The organism is Sulfitobacter sp. KMM 9851 (assembly GCF_057178245.1).
Genome location: NZ_CM169991.1, coordinates 2,504,739 through 2,521,891, shown reverse-complemented (window position 1 = coordinate 2,521,891; position 17,153 = coordinate 2,504,739). Strand labels below are relative to the sequence as shown.

The following is a 17,153-nucleotide window of genomic DNA, read 5'->3' as shown; positions in this document are numbered from 1 at the left end:
CAGCAACAGGAAACCAATGTCCCGTTTCATTACCTTTTTGCGACAACCGCTGCGTCGAAAGATCCTTCTTTTTACGGCCATCTATCACCTGTCTCGGGCATGGATCATTGTCAAAAAAACGGGATTCGTGCGAGAGGCTCCTAAGCTTGGTCAAAAGCGGCCCGGAGACTGGCGAACGCCTCAACCCGTATCACGTGACGATATCCGGGATGTTAGATGGGCAATCAACGCGGTTGCGCGCAGCTTTGGCGATCGCTTTACGTGCCTGATGATTGCGATAGCAGGAAAGGCGATGCTAAGGCGTTTCGCTGTCTCAAATGCGCTTGTCTTGGGGGCGAATACAGGTTCGGGATCTGAAAAAGATGAAATGCTGGCCCATGCATGGCTCAGTGCAGGAGATATGGTTGTCTTTGGAGTTGAAGAGATGGAGAAGTATGCGCCTATCATGAGCTATGTAGACGCATTCGATCTGCCAAAAAAGTAACCCCGCAATATACTTGCGGAGTTACTAACGTCTCATTTTCAAAGCCAGTTCAGGATGTAAACGCTAGACCTGGTATGTGATTTTGCTGCGAGTTGTGTTGCGCCTCGGACTGCGCCGCAGGAGGTCTGCTGAGCGTGTTTTCAACGCCAAGCTGCTTAACTTCGGGCTTCGCCCACTCTTTCAAATTAGTCATCCTACATTCCCCCAGTTTATATTAATCCAGTAATCATTAATTCCATAAAGATAGCACCTTTTTGCCTCATTCGCAAGGTCTAGCCCTTTTTCTTTAGCAGAATTGTTTGAATATGTGTTTAATAGAATGTTATAGAAGTAGAATCCGTGAGGGTGGAATGCTCGTAAATCGGGAATATCTCGTAAACCGAGAAAGTGTAATCGAAAAAGTAGAAAATTTCTTTGACGCAAGCGTTGGCGATGAGTTGGTCATCTACAATGACGACAAGGGATCTTTTCTGGGGCTAAACGAGGTTGGATCAGAAATATTCGCAATTCTTGATGGGCCTACAAAGATTGCGGATTTAATATTAAAACTTTCAAGCCGTTTTGATGTTGATCAAGCCGAACTTGAAGCCGATGTCTTGGAATTTATAACCGAGCTAAAAAAATATGAATTAATTCGTATTATCGAACCCTGAGCGGTCAGGAGAAATATTCGATAATTCGGTCAGCGCCTTCGTCCATAGTAGAAACATCCCAAGGACGCTCAAACGAATATACGTCTATCTGCTCAGCAATCTTTGCGCAATATTTCATAATCGTCGCCCGGTCATTGAAGATATTTACAAGTTCAGGGCGATAAATGGTATTCATAATAGAAGAAAACGCAGCCGCGCCGTTTATGGGACGGATTGATATGTCGTTGGATTCGCCGATCATCAAAAGCGCAGTCATTGGCAGTGGACCATTTACAAACATTTTTGGAGAGATCAGGTGATATTTGTCCTCGCGCGTGGTGTCGCGGGTCGTCATATCAGCTGTTGCTGACAGGCGCTCTATTGCGTCGCTCCAAAGCTTTAGTCGAAGCATTCCGCCATGCAGGATCGGTCTGGTTTCGCTTTGAGTGGCGACTGCCAGATCATCGCATAGCATCGGCCAGCCACTTTTTTTATGTATCAGACCTGCCAGCGTAGACTTACCTGCGCCAGATTCGCCCGTGAATGCTATTACACCGGCCGGAGATTGCACCGCACTGATGTGCAGGGGAAGGCATTTTCGCTGGTGCAGCAGCACTGCCATACCGGTTCCAAAGAGATAGGCCCGGATGTCGTTCTCTGCCGCTCCCTGAACCGGCTCGACCACAATACGTTTCCCACCTGAGATCTCAAGCTGGGCAATGCCCTCGATATCCACGAGGCATTCTGTTTTGTTAAACTCGAAATAACCATGCACACGGACGCCATCTTCTAGGGAAGTGGCGACTGCTCCAAGCTCGATGGAAACGTCCATGTTCGTCGAATCCTGATCGCTCGCAGGAGGACCCAGTTCGGGAAGGTTAATGTCTGAGAGGACACTAAGCCCGAATAACCTGTAGCTGGATTTGCCTTGTGTTCCGGTGCTTTGCATCTGGGTGTCCTTAACGTTTGCAAGGGATGTGAACAAAGTTTCGAATGGTGAATAAACGGCAGTGTAAAATAGAGAAGCCGCAATACAGCGAAAGTGGAAGCCTCAGAAGCCTGCAATGGGCCAGATGTGAAACATCTTCCAATTCTTACCCGGTTTTCCACGAAATACTGAGCACATTCGATGGGAGGTTTTCGACTGTTGCCACGTTTGCCTTTCAGAAGGCGGGAATGATCGAGTTCGGGGTCGTCATCTGTAATGTCACGGAACGTGAAGGAGAGCTTACCAGCGTGAACGGCGATGTTAAGAGCATGCGCGGTCACCCAAATCTATGTAAGAAGTTGGCGGCAGCTCTTCGTGACGCGCGTGAAGCGGTGTGCCAGCAAACACATTCGCAGTTGCGTGTCCGTTGTTCACGGCCCAAGTTGCAAACGATTGGAAGGTACTGAGGTATGCGTTGACTGTTCGGGTGGAGAGCTTGTCGATCCCTTCAACATCCCACATGTCAGCGAGTGACAAGTTACATGTGCGGCGATCCTTGCTTCTATTCTTTGGCAGCTTAGTTACAACGTCCTTGACTTCACGTGCATCTGTCTTGGTCAAGTAAGCTGTAGGTTTACTGTCAGTGATCATGCCAAGTAGCTTTAACGCATCGGTTATTTGCTAACTGTCTTTGCGGCCCATAGCTCGCCCCTTTGCCCTTCTTTCAGATAGTCCTGCACCGTTGTGTCATAGGCAATTACGTCTGGCTGTGTGTCAGTGCTTTGAGGGTGTGCGGCATCAGTCGATTGCCGTGGACTGTGGGAAGGTTGGGAGAGGTCGTACTGGTCTAAATTAGCGTTGTAGTCTAACGCTGATGCCAAGAAACTGCGGTAGCCCTTCCGGTATGCCTGCAATAGCAATCCATCCTGCTCAGCAGTTAGTCTGCCGATGCCCTCACGGGCCTTAAATTGGCTCAGGAGGTCCCTACCTTGCTTGTCGGGCTGCGGGGGGAGCTACCTCACGCCAGATGTCGTCCTCTACGAGGCTTATTGATCGCCTCAGGGCGTCCGCCCGTTGACCGGACCCACCGCCTTCTGAGAGTAGGCGGTCTTTGTATTTTTGCAGGACAGCGCGAAAGTGGGTTTCGATGTGCTGGCGCATTTCATCATATCTCATGGCCTGCACCGTTGGTTGGTTGGTCACGGCTTGTCCAGAGACGATCAGAGCACGTGAGAGGCGCTGAGCGACGCGGGGCAGGCGGGTTCCTAGCGATAATCGAACGTGCGAGACTTTCTGGCATGGGTGAAAGTTCCTCGGAATGGGCCACCGGAAGTAATAAATGCCATGTCTGCTTAGGCTTAGATAGGATGCACTATGCATGTTTGATGTCGCACCATACTGGCACACCAGATCACAAACTTGTCTAAGCAGTTGATAAGAAGTGAAATGGTGGAGGTCACAGTCTTTGTCGAACCGATCTCAGACTAAATTTCCTATTTTACAGGGAATTAACAGGGAAATTTGGTTATTTTGGCCGGACTACAGCCAAATTTGGCGATCTATGTCGCGATTCCCAACATGATTACAGAGCATTACGAACTATTTCCCTGTTAATTTTGAAACAGGGAACTATACCGCGCTGAACAGGGACGCAGCTGGCGAAAACAGGGAAGAAGCTAGGAAAAACAGGGAGCCAGTTTCGAGCGACGGAATTGCTACCTGAATCCGGGCATTCCAAGCTCGTCTGGGCTCCCATCGTCAACATCGTCATCATCCGGTAAATCTGCCCATAGCATCGTTACGGCATGCCCATTATTCCCCAAACGGGTCTGTTCGTAGAGTTCCAACTCTGGCTTGGAAGTCCACGCGGATGAGTGTGTTTCGCAGAGCTCTGTCATTCCCAACGTGCCGTTGGAAATTGCTCGAACCGCTGCCGATGACCGGGGCAGGGCACTTCCTCTATTGAGTGAGATGAACGGGAATTCTTTTGATCTTACGACGTAGCGGACACGGCCGTTGTGAGACCAGACCGCCGCCAGTGGCTCGTCTCGGCTGTTGATCATCAATCGAATACAAGCTTCGAGACTGATGTCGAGATCGTCGCGCATGCGTTGTGCGTCGCGCAGGTCCGGATCTTTTTTGAGTAACGGTACAACGCGATAAGTCGGCGCAAGAAGCGCAATGGCAAACTGGTTTGCCTGCGTCTCTTGGCTTAGGTGCTGCCGTCCTTCTCTGCTCTCGCGCAGGTCTCCTGTCATACATCGAAAGCCGCCAATTTCTGATAACTGGTGCTTCTCCATCAAAAAGTGACCAAGCTCATGGGCGATAGTAAATCGCGCCCGCCTTTTACCTTTTGAGGTGTTCGCCAGAATGACTCCCTGGCTGCGCACTTTATCGGTCAGAAGGGCTCTGTTGCACAAATCCTGTGAGGGATTCATCTCGTGAATCCAGCGTGGTAGCTGGGTTGCATGAGCAGACACACCCCCCCCGACTTACAAGACCAGGAACTGGCCAGCCTACAATGAAGCGCTCAAGCGCCGGGGCTCGCTGACTATCTGGTTCGATCCCGAGATGAGCTGGGAGGTCGCGCCGGTAGGCAAGCGTGGTCGCCAGCAGACTTACAGCGATACTGCCATTCAGACTTGCCTGACAATGAAGGTGCTGTTCGGCATGGCACTCAGGCAGACGACCGGGTTCGTCGAAAGCCTGTTGCGCCTGATCGGCCTTGACTGGTCGGTGCCCGACTTCAGCACGCTGAGCCGCCGCCAGAAGACTCTCGCCGTCAACATCCCGTATCGTGGCTCCAAAGGGCCGCTGCACCTGCTGATCGACAGCACCGGCATCAAGGTTGAGGGCGAAGGCGAGTGGCACGCGCGCAAGCACGGCGGCCCCAAACGGCGCGTATGGCGCAAGATCCACCTCGGAATCGACGAGCAAACACTGGAGGTTCGAGCCGTCGAGATCACGGGGAGCCATATCGGCGATGCACCGGTCCTGCCCGACCTGCTCAGCCAGATCCCGGCAGGCGAGGAGATCGGCAGCGTCACTGCTGACGGCGCCTATGATACCCGCAAGTGCCATGATGCGATCGCTGACCGTGGCGCCCAGGCCGTCATACCGCCCCGCAAGAACGCGAAGCCGTGGAAGACCGTCACCGCTGGTGCAGTCGCCAGAAACGAGGCCCTGCGGGCGGTGAAATATCTCGGCCGTGCGATCTGGCGAAACTGGAGCGGATACCACCGACGAAGCCGTGCCGAAACGAAGATGCACTGTATGAAACTGCTGGGGCAGCGCCTCATGGCGCGGGACTTTGATCGACAGGTCGAGGAGGTCCAGATCCGCATCGCCGTCATGAACGGCTACACCGCGCTTGGCATACCTGTCACAGAAGCCGTGGGATGAATCCGTCCGGGGAAAGGGGAACCTCGGACATCAGAGGCTTTGTGCAACAGAGCCATGTGCCAACAACACTCTCTTATCAAATAACGCTATTTGGACCCATAAGCGCTGACGTCAGACAAAGCGGCTCGTGCAGCGGCGAGCCCGTCCAGCCGGTCGTCGCCTGCGCATCTGCCTCAGCATCAATCACGGTCTGAAGGGTCGCCGCAAGGTCGCTCTGTCGAAATGTTTCTCCCACCTGCGGAGGCTGGCCGCCGGTTAGGAAAATCGCTGGGGTGGAGGGGAAGCGGGCGTATTTCTCGACACGTGAGGCGACGAAATCTGCGAAGAGGGGGTAGACCTTAAACCCTTTCCGCGACGCGTGCGGTGCCTCTGCCGACGCATCGGCGAAGCTGAGCGCGGCATGGTCTGCCAAGGCTTTGATCCAGCTTGCCGGGGCGGCGGGGACGACGGTGCGCAGCAGTCCTTCCGGGACATGATCGCCGTGGTCGCGGTGCATGGTAACGACATCCGCTCCGCGGGGCGTCTCAATCTTAAGTTACCCCAACATCATCCAACGTATGAAGTTCTCGGCGCATGATCTTGCCAGTACTTGTTTTGGGCAAGTCTTGCACAAACTGAACCTTGCGAGGGCTTTTGTACGCGGCAAGGGATGCCCGGCAGAAGGCGATTATGTCATCTTCGGTGCTTGTTGCGCCATCTTTCAAGACCACGTAGGCCTTGGCGATTTCGCCCTTCAAAACATCAAATTGCTTGCCGACGGCGGCTAATGCGACGGCGGGATGGGTCGCGAGAACCCGCTCAATCTCAGCGGGATAAACATTGTACCCTCCAGTCAGGATCATATCTTTTTTGCGATCTACAATATTGAAGCAGCCTTCTGCATTCATTGCGCCAAGGTCGCCCGTGTGCAGCCAACCATCCGGCTCAAGCGCTTCTCGCGTTTTGTCCGGGTCGCCGTAGTACCCCATCATTACCGTCGGACCGCGGACCATCAATTCACCGACTTCACCGGTCGGCATCGTTTTAGCCGGATCTTCGGCGTCTGCGATCCGCAACTCGCAATATGGAAGAGCACAGCCGATAGATCCGTGTTTGTTCTGACCCAATCGCGGATGGGTCGCGCCCAGTCCGGCAATTTCTGTCATTCCCCACAGTTCGATCAGGGGAACGTTGAATGCGGCTTCAACCGCCTCCATCGTCGCGATCGGCATTGTCTGACCGCCAACATAGCATCTGGTCAGGCTGGAAAGATCGGCACCCGCCAATTCCGGGCAGTTCAGCAAATACATGTACATGGCCGGGACGCCGTCGAACACGGTTGCTTTGCGATGCGCGATATCCGCCAGCACTGCACTTGCATCGAACTTAGCGTGCAGGATCAATTTTGTGCCGCACATCATCATCCCGTTCATCAGCACATTAGCATAGACATGCGGACAGGGCAGCGCGCTGACGACCTTATCATCAGGGCCACGCATGTGCATCTGGCTGGTCATTGCGCTGTTGATGATCACGGCCCGGTGCGACTGCATCGCGCCTTTTGGGTGGCCCGTTGTACCAGATGTATAGGCGATGGATGCCAGTGCGCCTGGGTCTACATCTTTCAACGGAGGGGCCACTTCGTCAGAGGCCAACAGTTCGTTAAACGAAACGGTTCCTTCTACAGGGTAGTCTCCGAACGAGATAATGGCGGCTACCTCTGATACCTCTTTCACTCCCATTATGGCATCAATCTTTTCGGCGGATGCGATGATTGCCTTGGCACCGCTATCTGTCACCACATATTCAATCTCAGCCGGGGTCAGCATTGTGTTGACGGGGTTGATGACCGCACCCAGTCGCGCAATCGCATAGTAGCTGACGACCCATTCCCATGAGTTGGCGGCGTAAAGCGTGACGGTGTCGCCCTGCGCTATGCCCAGATTGCTCAGCCCTCCCGCAGCCGCCTCGATCAGAGCGTTCAGAGTATTAAAGCTGAATGATTTGTCTTCGAAGACCAGCGCGGTCATGTCGCCATAGCGCCGCGCGGCATCGGCTGGAATTTGTCCTAAATGATCGAGCATATCGAACTCCCTGTTACGTGGTGCAGCCATTTGTCTGGCCACTTTTATTAAGATCTCTCGTGGCCGTGGTGGCCTTTGTCAGGCACAGTGTTACCCATGCCTGACAGGCAGCTACGCACTGTCGAGACGACGAACTTCACGGCTGGTCGGAAACCCGTGGATGCCGTTGCTGCCAAGGATAATCGCGTTAGAGCGATAAGGATCGCCGGACACCACCAACAGGATGTCCTCGGGCCGTTCCACAATTGGCACCAGCCTGTTTGGATCGTCTGACAGCGCGAATTGATCCGAGGCCAAGCCTTCGGCATGAAGCTGGTTCAGCGTTCTTCTGCCGGGCACAAGGTTTGTGAAGGCTCCCACAAAACTCTCCATTTTCCAGGCGGGCATTCGGGCGTGTTTGAAAAGCAGTTCCTGCAACCCAGAGCGATCAACACCTGCCTTGGCGAGGGTCTTGGCGATCATCGGACTGATCACCACCAAAGGCCGGTGCGTGCCGGGGGCCAGGCCAACAGTAAAGATCAGCTCCCACCCGGACTGACGGATCAAACCATCGGCCAGGTATTGTGCGATCGCATCAGGATCGCGGCCATAGACCGACCCGACAACTGTATCGCCGGTAAAACGGCCAATGGTGACAAGGTTGCTGCCAGGTGCAAAGCCACGCTGCTCTGCAAAACTAGGCCAGCCCAGCTTGGCAACCTCGGCTTCATGTTCTGCCAGGGCGATACGCGTAGGATGGCCAAAGGTGCATTTGTCTCCGGCTCCCGGGCGCAGCCCCCCGACGTTGCGCAAGATAAGCCGCAGGAAACGCCCCACCGTATTGTTGGCGCGGGCACCGTCCCGCATCGCGCCGTTTTCACAGTTATATCCCAACTGCTCAAGGATCGGACCATTGAGAATAATCAGCGCATCGCCACCAGTGGTATCCCCACTATGCTCAACACCATATTCAGGGGCGCAGAGTACCTCGGCAATTGCCACCAGAATGGGCATATCTTGCGCGCGGCACCCCGCCATGACGCCGTTCACGGCAACATTCCAGATTGTCATGGCAGAGCCCGACGGCTGTATAACACCAATCTGCCGATCAGGCGCGTCGGGTGTGTGCTTCAAGAAAGCCTTAACGGCTTGGAGCGTTGGCGGGACGATCGGCAGGCCATCGGACCAGCCCTTGTCGTCGTAGATGCGGTTGATCTCCTCAAACGGCCCACTTGCGACGATATCCTCTGGTGCAAAACTATCCGCCCCGGCACCTTGCGCAATGGGTGCCTCGGTCAGGCACTTGATCACCATCGGCAATGTGTGTTCCAGCACCGCAGCGCGTAATTCTTCGTCTGACTGGCTGTCGACATGGCCGCGCAAAGTGGCCACTGGCAACGCCGCACAGCCCTGACCTGGTGAGATCGCATGGGCCTGTGCCACAAATCCCTGACAAACCAGCGACGCAGTCGGCACGCCAGCCCGCTCAATCGCAGCACTGGCCCGCATAACCGCAGGCGTACATGCCCCGCAGCACCCGACACCGGAAATGACCACATCAACATCATTGGCTGCCAACAGCTCTGGCAGACGGTCGCGGACGCCATGTTCGTCTCCGCCAAAGGTGTTGCCAAACGTATCGTAGTTCACGAACGTCATGGTTGGGTACGCTTTCGCCAATGCCTCTTGGAGGATTGGAAAGATATCGTCGCCGCGGAACACGTAATCCCAAACGAAAGCCACCGTTAGACCGTCTAATTTGGCGGGGCGGGGAGCGGGTTCAAAAATGGGGACAGCGATAGACCCGCCGGGCCAAAGGGTTTCGTATTCGTTTGCTCCCGGTGGTAAAGATTTATTCATCATCCTGCTCCATAAATGCATGTTGAGACGAAGGATGGCGGGGTTCCAGGCGCATTTCTTGAACGTTCTTGGCATTTATTGCCTCCGCTCAAATTTACTTTCTGTCCCCGTTGAAAACACTTGATTTGTTGCTGCTTGAGCTATCAATAAGTTCGATGGACATGAGTAATGACATACCCAAAGGCCTGCGGTTGAACGAGCTAGGCGGCACGGAAATCGTGTGCGGACGGTTCCGCAACCATCGGTTTCCACGCCATAGCCATGATGGGTTGATGCTATCACTGGTGGATGACGGCACTCAGGGCATCCGGTACCGAGGAGAGACCCATCTGGGCGGGCGCGGCGTGCTGATCGCAATGCCTCCCAACGAAGTGCATGCCGGCGAGCCGCAGGATGATAATGGCTGGTGTTACCGGACAATCACCATTCCAACCGCGATGGTTCAGAGGTTCTCCGGCGCGAAAAGCGCACAATTCTTATGTGCCACAGTCATCGAAGATGCTGATCTAATCGCTAAGCTTGCGACGCTGTTCCATTTGTTTGGTGAGGCCGATTTACTGGCGCAGGAAGAGGCAATCATGACGGTGCTGAGCCGGTTCATGGCTGCACATACCAGTGAGCCCCTGCCACAAATCAAGACAGGAACCGAGGCCCGTGCAATCCAAACCTGCAAGGAATTTTTGGCGTCCCGGACCGATCAAAATGTTAGCCTTGCTGATCTTGAAGAGGTCGCAGGCATAGATCAGTTTCGTCTTGTACGAAGCTTCACCCGGCTGGAAGGTTTGCCACCACACGCTTGGCATTTGCAGTATCGCCTACGCAAGGCCCAAGACCTGCTGTCCCGCGGTCGTCCAATTGCGGATGTCACCTACGCAACCGGTTTCGCTGACCAAGCTCATTTGTCTCGCGCCTTCAAAAGGCTAACAGGGCTGACACCCGGGCATTACAGACGCACACATCTTGCGCTGTTGGGTGTTTAGTCGAAAAAAACTCAAAAGCATTCATCACACTCTGATGTGATATAGAATGGCATTAAGTCGCATGGAGCTTCCAATAGAAAAGGGCGCAGGGAAGTCAGACAAACCCAAGACATCAAACAGAGGCAACTTACAGTCTTTCCTGTTCCTTGCAACAGATACATGTGCGATGCGCATCCAATGGGGTAAGCGCAGCATACTCCACCGTGGTTCGCGAAGTGTAAGTTCGGGCACATTCTGGTATTGTTTTCGCAGCGAATGGCAGCAATGCGGGCTGCGACGGCAGCATTCGGGGACTACGCCCAAGGTCGGCTCTGGGCCGTTCGCGTCATCGGACACGAAGGGCGGATTGCGGACCTTCGCTGCAGTTGCAAGGACGCAACGTTGCCCAGTTGAGAGCCAACATTCAGATGATCTCGAAATCAGGCGCCGTATTGCATCGCCACAGGTCTCGCATAGCGCACAACAAGACACATGTTCTCGGCTCGGCTTAACTGGCACTCTCACGGTCTTATTGTGGACTGGTTCGAATTCGTCCCCAACGGCCACACTTCGCCTTTGGGGCGAGCCGCCAGCTATGGTCTCTCGGCAGGGAATTGAACAATGAAGCCGAATCAGAAGGTGCAAAGCAGTAGCTTGATCGACGCATGATCATGTCCAGAGGATGGGGAGAAGCTCAAGCTTACGGCGTTCACATATCACTGCAAATTCACAAGACAAACCCCTGTGTTTCTTGTTCATCAGAGCCAGATCCGGTTTCCCAAAGACGACTGGAATCTCCCATTGATTGGCCGGAGTGAATAATTATCTTGCGTAGAATCGCTTTTCTGTGAAGTATTGGGTCGAGCTCAAATGCGAGTTCATACATAAATTCACGAGCAATGTAGCTCTCAATCGCAGCATCAACTGCGGTCGAGGGCTATTTTTTTGCGTTTAACCATGACGCGGTCGTGAGATAAATGGGGAGTGAAACAATGAAAAGACGGGATTTTCTTGGACGTGCGGGGGCTGCCGGAACCATGGGGTTCGCAGGTGGGCTGTCGATGCCAGCATTGCTTGGCAGCGCGAGCCGCGCATATGCAGCAAGTGACGACATTCCGGTCGGGCTGCTGTTCTCGCTAACGGGCGCTGTGGCCGTTGTGGAGCACACGCTGCATGACGCCGCGCTGATGGCGATCGAAGAGATCAATGCCGCGGGGGGCGTACATGGCAAGCAGTTGCGCCCGATCATCGAAGATCCTGCCTCGGATCCAGCGACCTATGCCGATCGTGCACGCCGTTTGATGATCCGTGATCAATGTGTAAGCGTCTTTGGCTCCTACACCTCGTCCAGCCGCCAGGCAGTTCTGCCCATCGCCGAGCAGCGCAACAACCTGTATTGGTATCCGACCCTCTATGAAGGCCGCGAGTGTTCCCGCAACATTATGTATGGCGGTGCGGTGCCCAATCAGCAGCAAGACATCCTTCTTCCATGGCTGGTAGAGAATTTTGGTAAAAAATTCTATATGATAGGCAATAACTATGTTTATCCCAAAGAGGAAAACAACTATTGTCGAATCCTTTTGAATGAACTCGGTGGCGAGGTCGTACACGAAGAATACGTGCCGATGGGTCATTCCGATTTCAGCTCGGCAATCAACCGTATTCGTGCCGAAGAACCGGACGTGATATTCACGACCCTCGTTGGCGACTCGGACGTGGCCTTTGCACGTCAGTATCACGCGGCTGAACTTGATCCAGAAAAGATGCCGGTTTGTAGCTTGACCCGGTCCGAGGTCGAGGTGAAGGCCATAGGCGGCGAGGCGGCGGCAGGCCACTTCTCTTCTGCGCCGTATTTCATGGGCCATGAATCGGCCGCGAATGAAAAGTTTGTCGAAAACTACAAGGCACGGTTCGGCGCGGATGAGGTCACGCACTTTGTCAGTGAGGCGGCTTACTTCCAAGTCTATCAGTTCAAGGCCGCGCTCGAGAAACTTGACCCGGCCAACATTACACCCAGTGCGATCCGCGATGCAGCGGTGGGTATGACTATAATGGCGCCGCAGGGTGAGATCCTGATCGACGATAATCTGCACTCCCATTTGTGGCCAAAGGTTGGCCAGTGGCAGTCGGACGGGCAGGCCAAGGTCATCCTGCAATCAGATGAGCGCATAGCACCAAAGCCCTTTGCGGCCTATCCGGGGCAGGAATGCACCGGCGAGGGTCTGGTCAAAGCCTGACCCTGGCCTTTTACATCACCTGAAACCTCAACACCCAACACAGTCCGGCTCACATCTTGAGCCGGACTAACGGAGAGGGCTGTCCTAATGGATGTAGTTTTCAACCAAGTTTTTGCCGGTCTGAGCATCGCCTCTATCTTGCTCATCATCGCTCTGGGCCTTGCAATCATTTACGGCACTATGGGCGTGATCAACTTGGCGCATGGCGAATTCGTCATGTTGGGCGCCTATGCCACTTGGGCATTGCAAACCCATGCGGGATTGGGCGTGATCACTGCTCTGCCGCTGGTTTTCCTTGCCGTGGCTGCGGCGGGCTGGGTGATCGAAAAGGTCATCGTGCAGCGACTATACACACGCCCGCTGGATACAATACTTGCGACGTGGGGGATCGGGATCATCTTGCAGCAGGCGATCCGGCTGGGCGTCGGCCCCGAGTCGAAATTCGTGCGCGGCCCTGAGTGGTTGTCGGGCAATGTCGAAATTGGCGCGCTTGTGATGTCCAATTATCGTCTCTTCGTTATTGCATTTTCGCTGTTCATTCTGGCGGGCACATTGCTGCTGATGACCCGAACCGAATTTGGCATGAAACTGCGTGCCATCATCCAAAACCGCCGAATTTCCGAGTGCTACGGAATCGAGGCCAAGAAGGTCTACTCGGTCACGTTCGCCTATGGCGCGGGTCTAGCGGGTATCGCGGGCGCGCTTATAACGCCATTGTTCAGCACTATTCCCACCATGGGCACGGGCCTAGTTGTAGATGCGTTTCTCGTGGTGATCGTCGGCGGTCTCGGCAGTTTGGTCGGCACGGCTGCTGCTGCGCTGCTGATTGGCGAAGTGACCGCGCTTTTCTCGATCGTGATCAACGACACGTTGGGGCGGATCGCCGTTCTGGCGGGGATCATTGTCTTGATCCGCTTCCGCCCACGCGGTCTTTTTCCCTCTGACACCCGCCGCTGAGGAGCGAGTTGATGAACACAAGATTATCATATGATATTATGGGGCTGGCCGTTTTTGCTGCGGTGATCCTATTCGCAGTGCCCGCCTTCTTCGGCTACGATGCGTTCGAGTTGAACACCTTTTCACGCTACCTCAGCCTAGCCATCGTCTCGATGGCACTGGCGCTGTCGTGGGGCACGGCCGGATTGCTCAATCTCGGGCAGGCCGCGACATTCGGCATGGGCTCTTACGCCATGGCGATGCACCTTAAGTTGAAGGCCAGCGGCCAGAGCCTGCCGGATTTCATGGGGTGGAACAACGTAGAGGCGTTGCCGCTACTATGGGTGCCCTTTCACTCGCTTACATTTACCCTGTTGGCCGGGCTTCTTGTGCCGGCGGCTGTGGGTGGACTGATCGCGATCTTCATGTTTCGCGCACGGATTGCGGGGGTATTTGTTGCCGTGATCACGCTTGCATTCCTCGTGGCGTTCCAACTTCTGGTGATCGAGCAGCAGGGCATCACTGGTGGGCAGAATGGTCTGACCGGGCTGGCACCGCTGGTTTTGTTCGGCTGGGCTGTCGATATCTATAGCGTTTCCTTCTATTATCTTGTCGCTGGCTGTTTGATGGGCGCGCTGACTTTTGGGCTCTACCTGACACATTCCAAGTTTGGCTTGATCCTGCGCGCAATCCGCGAAGATCCGGAGCGGACCCGGTATTTCGGCTACAATGTCGCCAATTATCAGACGGTCATTTTTTGCATATCGGCGGCTCTCGCCGGCTTGGCAGGGATGATCTACGCGCTGGTGCTGCAGTTTGCATCGCCCACTTACATGAGCGTTTCGTTCAGTCTGGCCATCGTCATCTGGTGCGCGGTCGGTGGGCGCGAATCCGTGTTGGCGGCGGCAGTCGGGGCGATCCTGGTGAACTTGGCCGAGGGCCGCTTGTCGGACGTGTTTGTCGAAGGCTGGCACATGATGCTGGGCGTCATGTTTCTGCTGGTGGTCATGTTTATGCCGCGCGGAATCTACGGTGTCATCGTTGACACGGCCCGTGCCCTGCGTCGCAACGCACCCAGCCGCGAGATGCCGCAAGCCGATGCTTCCCTCAATTCAAAGCAGGAGGGCTGATCATGGCGCAGCTTGAAGTCAGAGATTTGCAAGTGACGTTCGGCGGCCTGAGGGCGGTTGATGGCATGAGTTTTGATGTCGAGAAGGGTGAGATCCTGTGTTTGCTGGGACCCAACGGTGCAGGCAAGTCGACCACACTGGACCTGATATGCGGCAAGACGCAGTCCACAGGCGGCTCGATCCGATTAGATGACACCGAGATTTCGACGCTCTTGGAATTTGAGCGCGCGCGCCTCGGCGTTGGTCGAAAGTTCCAGGTGCCTTCCGTCTACAAGGAACTCACAGTCGCCGAAAACCTGTCTGTTGCCCGATCGTTGAGACCTGGCATCTGGCACGCGCTGACCAATCCGTCGGTCCGCCGCAACGCCAAGGTGCGGGATATCCTTGATCTGGTCGGGTTGGCGGACAAGTCGGAGGAGCCCGCCGGCTACCTGTCGCACGGCGAGACGCAATGGCTGGAGATCGCCATGCTGATCGCACAGGACAGCCGCTTGATCCTGATGGACGAGCCGACAGCTGGCATGACGATCCAAGAGACGGACCGCACCGCCAAGATCTTCCGCTCGCTCAGCTCGAACCACACTCTGATCGTCGTCGAGCACGACATGTCTTTCGTGCGCACCGTCGCCGACAGGATCATCGTGATGAATCAGGGCACCAAGCTGGCCGAAGGCTCGATCGAAGAGATCGAGGCGAATGAAGCGGTCAAGACCGCGTATCTGGGGCACTGAAACATGGAACATCTGAGCGCTAACAACCTGTATTCCTACTACGGTAAAAGCCCGATCCTGCAGGGTGTGACCTTTGATCTGAGACCGGGTGAGTTTCTGTCGGTGTTGGGCAGGAACGGTGTTGGCAAAACGACCCTGCTCAAGAGCATCATGGGCCTTACCGACAATTGCCAAGGCGGTTTGCAGTTTGGCGGCACCGACCTTTTGAAGTGTAGCACGCCGCAACGGGCTATTCAGGGCATCGGCTATATCCCGCAGGGGCGTGAAATCATCCCGCGCTTCACGGTGCGCGAGAATATCCTGATGGGCACCTTCGCGCGCGCTGACGGCAAACGCGACATTCCTGAATACCTCTTCGACATGTTCCCGATGCTTAGGGATTTCATTTCGCGCAAGGGTGGCGATCTGTCGGGGGGGCAACAGCAGCAATTGGCGATTGCCCGCGCTCTGGCGATGGACCCCAAGATCCTGATGCTGGATGAGCCGACCGAAGGCATTCAGCCCAACATCGTCAAACAGATCGAGGATGCGATCATCCAGCTTAACCGCGACCGGGGACTGGGGATTATTCTGGTCGAGCAAAACGTGCCGTTCGCGCGCGCTGCATCGGATCGCTTTCTCGTGCTCGACAAGGGGCGTGTCGTTCTCAGCGGCACCTCTTCCGAGCTAACAGACTCCGTCGTGGAGGAACACCTGACATTCTGAAAACGCAGGTTCATTACCACAATCAACCCGGTCAATATGAAAGGACAGGAAATGAGACATGGAGATATTTCGAGCAGCGACGACACCGTTGGCGTTGCGGTCGTAAACTACAAGATGCCGCGCCTGCACACCAAGGCAGAAGTGTTAGAAAACGCCGAGAAGATCGCCGAAATGGTCATTGGCATGAAACAGGGCCTGCCTGGGATGGATCTGGTGATCTTCCCCGAGTACAGCACCCAGGGCATCATGTACGACCCTGACGAGATGATGGAGACCGCCGCCAGCATTCCCGGCGACGAGACCGAAGTTTTCGCCCGTGCCTGTCGCAAGGCCAATGTGTGGGGCGTGTTTTCGATCACCGGAGAACGCCACGAGGAACATCCGAAAAAGAACCCCTACAACACCCTCATTCTAATGAACAACAAAGGCGAGATCGTACAGAAGTACCGTAAGATCCTTCCATGGTGCCCGATCGAGGGCTGGTGCCCGGGCGGAGAAACCTTCGTCGCCGAAGGCCCGAAGGGGATGAAAGTCAGTCTGATCATCTGCGATGACGGCAACTACCCCGAAATCTGGCGCGACTGCGCGATGAAGGGGGCCGAACTGATTGTGCGGTGTCAGGGCTACATGTACCCAGCCAAGGAACAGCAAATCATCATGTCCAAGGCGATGGCGTGGGCAAACAACTGCTATGTGGCGGTTGCCAACGCGGCGGGCTTCGACGGGGTCTACTGCTATTTCGGTCACTCCGCATTGATCGGTTTCGACGGGAGAACGTTAGGCGAATGCGGGACCGAGGAAATGGGCATCCAATATGCTCAGATGTCACTATCCCAGATCCGTGACGCGCGGGCGAACGACCAGTCGCAGAACCACCTCTTCAAGCTGCTGCATCGTGGTTATACCGGGGTCCACGCATCAGGCGATGGCGATCTCGGAGTGGCAGATTGCCCGTTTGAATTCTACCGCAACTGGGTCAACGACGCCGAAAAGACCCGCGAGGATGTTCATAAGATCACCCGCGAAACCATCGGCACGGCGCAATGTCCAGTCGGAAATCTGCCAACGGGCGCTAAGGAAAAAGAGGCCGGTTGACGACCTGGCAAC

15 protein-coding genes and 1 pseudogene are annotated in these 17,153 nt (G+C 55.0%); 10 read left to right on the top strand and 6 right to left on the bottom strand.

What is annotated here, in order from left to right:
• Positions 1 to 16: 16 nt before the first annotated feature.
• Together AC1965_RS12470 and AC1965_RS12465 are read left to right on the top strand one after the other, a co-directional pair.
• Positions 17 to 484: a lasso peptide biosynthesis B2 protein gene (locus AC1965_RS12470; protein WP_483884192.1), complete on the top strand. Its 468-nt coding sequence runs from the start codon at positions 17 to 19 to the stop codon at positions 482 to 484.
• A 350-nt stretch (positions 485 to 834) separates the two neighbouring features.
• Positions 835 to 1,137 carry a PqqD family protein gene (locus AC1965_RS12465; RefSeq protein ID WP_483884191.1) on the top strand — a complete coding sequence of 101 codons (303 nt, stop codon included), beginning with the start codon at positions 835 to 837 and terminating at the stop codon, positions 1,135 to 1,137.
• A gap of 4 nt (positions 1,138 to 1,141) precedes the next feature.
• Here the strand turns inward: AC1965_RS12465 and AC1965_RS12460 are convergent, their stop codons facing one another.
• From AC1965_RS12460 to AC1965_RS12450, 3 genes are all read right to left on the bottom strand, one after another.
• On the bottom strand, positions 1,142 to 2,065 hold the full coding sequence (locus tag AC1965_RS12460) for a hypothetical protein (protein WP_483884190.1): 924 nt from the start codon (positions 2,063 to 2,065) through the stop codon (positions 1,142 to 1,144).
• A 963-nt stretch (positions 2,066 to 3,028) separates the two neighbouring features.
• A complete protein-coding gene (locus tag AC1965_RS12455) occupies positions 3,029 to 3,424 on the bottom strand; it encodes a DUF6538 domain-containing protein (RefSeq protein WP_483884189.1) in 396 nt (131 codons plus the stop codon).
• Between the two features lie 335 nt (positions 3,425 to 3,759).
• Entirely contained in the window at positions 3,760 to 4,482 is a 723-nt protein-coding gene (locus tag AC1965_RS12450) for an ImmA/IrrE family metallo-endopeptidase (protein ID WP_483884188.1), read from the bottom strand.
• 46 nt (positions 4,483 to 4,528) lie between these two features.
• On the opposite strand from AC1965_RS12450, the pseudogene AC1965_RS12445 reads away from it, so the two are divergent.
• A pseudogene (locus AC1965_RS12445) lies at positions 4,529 to 5,446 on the top strand (IS5 family transposase); the annotation flags it as partial.
• A gap of 76 nt (positions 5,447 to 5,522) precedes the next feature.
• Here AC1965_RS12445 and AC1965_RS12440 read toward each other — a convergent pair.
• From AC1965_RS12440 to AC1965_RS12430, 3 genes are all read right to left on the bottom strand, one after another.
• Complete coding sequence (locus tag AC1965_RS12440; RefSeq protein ID WP_483884187.1) at positions 5,523 to 5,942, bottom strand: gamma-glutamyltransferase; 420 nt, start codon at positions 5,940 to 5,942, stop codon at positions 5,523 to 5,525.
• 34 nt (positions 5,943 to 5,976) lie between these two features.
• On the bottom strand, positions 5,977 to 7,539 hold the full coding sequence (locus AC1965_RS12435; RefSeq protein ID WP_483884186.1) for a class I adenylate-forming enzyme family protein: 1,563 nt from the start codon (positions 7,537 to 7,539) through the stop codon (positions 5,977 to 5,979).
• Positions 7,540 to 7,620: 81 nt separating this feature from the next.
• Positions 7,621 to 9,231 carry a UGSC family (seleno)protein gene (locus AC1965_RS12430; protein ID WP_483884185.1) on the bottom strand — a complete coding sequence of 537 codons (1,611 nt, stop codon included), beginning with the start codon at positions 9,229 to 9,231 and terminating at the stop codon, positions 7,621 to 7,623.
• Positions 9,232 to 9,416: 185 nt separating this feature from the next.
• Here AC1965_RS12430 and AC1965_RS12425 point away from each other — a divergent pair, with 185 nt between their 5' ends.
• The 7 genes from AC1965_RS12425 to AC1965_RS12395 all read left to right on the top strand — a co-directional run bounded on the left by AC1965_RS12425 (position 9,417) and on the right by AC1965_RS12395 (position 17,141).
• Complete coding sequence (locus AC1965_RS12425; RefSeq protein WP_483884184.1) at positions 9,417 to 10,328, top strand: AraC family transcriptional regulator; 912 nt, start codon at positions 9,417 to 9,419, stop codon at positions 10,326 to 10,328.
• A 971-nt stretch (positions 10,329 to 11,299) separates the two neighbouring features.
• Positions 11,300 to 12,544 carry a transporter substrate-binding domain-containing protein gene (locus tag AC1965_RS12420; protein ID WP_483884183.1) on the top strand — a complete coding sequence of 415 codons (1,245 nt, stop codon included), beginning with the start codon at positions 11,300 to 11,302 and terminating at the stop codon, positions 12,542 to 12,544.
• An 87-nt stretch (positions 12,545 to 12,631) separates the two neighbouring features.
• On the top strand, positions 12,632 to 13,501 hold the full coding sequence (gene urtB, locus AC1965_RS12415) for an urea ABC transporter permease subunit UrtB (RefSeq protein WP_483884182.1): 870 nt from the start codon (positions 12,632 to 12,634) through the stop codon (positions 13,499 to 13,501).
• Positions 13,502 to 13,512: 11 nt separating this feature from the next.
• The gene (gene urtC, locus AC1965_RS12410) at positions 13,513 to 14,610 is read left to right on the top strand and encodes an urea ABC transporter permease subunit UrtC (protein WP_483884181.1); all 1,098 of its coding nucleotides are present in this window, start codon (positions 13,513 to 13,515) and stop codon (positions 14,608 to 14,610) included.
• A gap of 2 nt (positions 14,611 to 14,612) precedes the next feature.
• The gene (locus AC1965_RS12405) at positions 14,613 to 15,341 is read left to right on the top strand and encodes an ATP-binding cassette domain-containing protein (RefSeq protein ID WP_483884180.1); all 729 of its coding nucleotides are present in this window, start codon (positions 14,613 to 14,615) and stop codon (positions 15,339 to 15,341) included.
• 3 nt (positions 15,342 to 15,344) lie between these two features.
• Complete coding sequence (gene urtE / locus AC1965_RS12400; RefSeq protein WP_483884179.1) at positions 15,345 to 16,046, top strand: urea ABC transporter ATP-binding subunit UrtE; 702 nt, start codon at positions 15,345 to 15,347, stop codon at positions 16,044 to 16,046.
• A gap of 51 nt (positions 16,047 to 16,097) precedes the next feature.
• Entirely contained in the window at positions 16,098 to 17,141 is a 1,044-nt protein-coding gene (locus AC1965_RS12395) for an aliphatic amidase (RefSeq protein WP_483887037.1), read from the top strand.
• The last annotated feature ends 12 nt before the right edge of the window (positions 17,142 to 17,153 follow it).

What these genes read in the sequence shown, in the direction of transcription:
- AC1965_RS12470 (WP_483884192.1), top strand. Translation starts at nt 17, where the DNA reads ATGTCCCGTTTCATTACCTTTTTGCGACAACCGCTGCGTCGAAAGATC.
- AC1965_RS12465 (WP_483884191.1), top strand. Translation starts at nt 835, where the DNA reads ATGCTCGTAAATCGGGAATATCTCGTAAACCGAGAAAGTGTAATCGAA.
- AC1965_RS12460 (WP_483884190.1), bottom strand. Translation starts at nt 2,065, where the DNA reads ATGCAAAGCACCGGAACACAAGGCAAATCCAGCTACAGGTTATTCGGG.
- AC1965_RS12455 (WP_483884189.1), bottom strand. Translation starts at nt 3,424, where the DNA reads ATGCATAGTGCATCCTATCTAAGCCTAAGCAGACATGGCATTTATTAC.
- AC1965_RS12450 (WP_483884188.1), bottom strand. Translation starts at nt 4,482, where the DNA reads ATGAATCCCTCACAGGATTTGTGCAACAGAGCCCTTCTGACCGATAAA.
- AC1965_RS12440 (WP_483884187.1), bottom strand. Translation starts at nt 5,942, where the DNA reads ATGCACCGCGACCACGGCGATCATGTCCCGGAAGGACTGCTGCGCACC.
- AC1965_RS12435 (WP_483884186.1), bottom strand. Translation starts at nt 7,539, where the DNA reads ATGGCTGCACCACGTAACAGGGAGTTCGATATGCTCGATCATTTAGGA.
- AC1965_RS12420 (WP_483884183.1), top strand. Translation starts at nt 11,300, where the DNA reads ATGAAAAGACGGGATTTTCTTGGACGTGCGGGGGCTGCCGGAACCATG.
- urtB (WP_483884182.1), top strand. Translation starts at nt 12,632, where the DNA reads ATGGATGTAGTTTTCAACCAAGTTTTTGCCGGTCTGAGCATCGCCTCT.
- urtC (WP_483884181.1), top strand. Translation starts at nt 13,513, where the DNA reads ATGAACACAAGATTATCATATGATATTATGGGGCTGGCCGTTTTTGCT.
- AC1965_RS12405 (WP_483884180.1), top strand. Translation starts at nt 14,613, where the DNA reads ATGGCGCAGCTTGAAGTCAGAGATTTGCAAGTGACGTTCGGCGGCCTG.
- urtE (WP_483884179.1), top strand. Translation starts at nt 15,345, where the DNA reads ATGGAACATCTGAGCGCTAACAACCTGTATTCCTACTACGGTAAAAGC.
- AC1965_RS12395 (WP_483887037.1), top strand. Translation starts at nt 16,098, where the DNA reads ATGAGACATGGAGATATTTCGAGCAGCGACGACACCGTTGGCGTTGCG.